Source organism: Pseudoalteromonas sp. S3785 (assembly GCF_005887365.1).
GTDB lineage: Bacteria > Pseudomonadota > Gammaproteobacteria > Enterobacterales > Alteromonadaceae > Pseudoalteromonas.
Genome location: NZ_PNCT01000125.1, coordinates 1 through 539 on the forward strand (window position 1 = coordinate 1; position 539 = coordinate 539).

Genomic DNA, 539 nt, shown 5'->3' on the forward strand with positions numbered 1-539 from the left:
ACCAAGCTCCCGCTCTTCTGGAGCGTTATCGATTGATGCGAAATCTTTAGCAACACCGCCGTATACTTTTGCAAGTACGTTAGTGATTGCTGCAGTTAGTGTAGTTTTACCGTGGTCAACGTGGCCGATTGTACCAACGTTTACGTGCGGTTTTACGCGTTCAAACTTTTCTTTTGCCATGACGGAACCTATCAGTTTTGTGTATCTAGATTACATATGAAAATAATCCACCAGAGGTAGATTAATTTAATTTTTTCAAATTTCAAATAGTTTTTTCTGACAGATAAAGGAAGTATTCAAGGAGATTCTTATGACTGGTGCTGATAGGCAGATTTGAACTGCCGACCTCACCCTTACCAAGGGTGCGCTCTACCAACTGAGCTATATCAGCAACACCATAATTGGAGCGGGCAGCGGGAATCGAACCCGCATCATCAGCTTGGAAGGCTGAGGTAATAGCCATTATACGATGCCCGCTTTAGGAACCTGTTCTTAAACTACCTCTAACCGTCAAGAATAAAGTGGTGGAGGGAGCTGGA

The 539-nt window shown here is 43.4% G+C and carries 1 protein-coding gene and 2 tRNA genes; all 3 read right to left on the bottom strand.

Annotated elements, in window-relative coordinates:
- On the bottom strand, positions 1–180 hold a 180-nt coding region (locus CWC17_RS18755), incomplete at its 3' end, for a GTP-binding protein (protein WP_249935950.1).
- Between the two features lie 135 nt (positions 181–315).
- Positions 316–391 (bottom strand) — tRNA-Thr (locus CWC17_RS18760).
- Positions 392–402: 11 nt separating this feature from the next.
- Positions 403–477, bottom strand: a tRNA-Gly gene (locus CWC17_RS18765).
- Positions 478–539 lie beyond the last annotated feature (62 nt).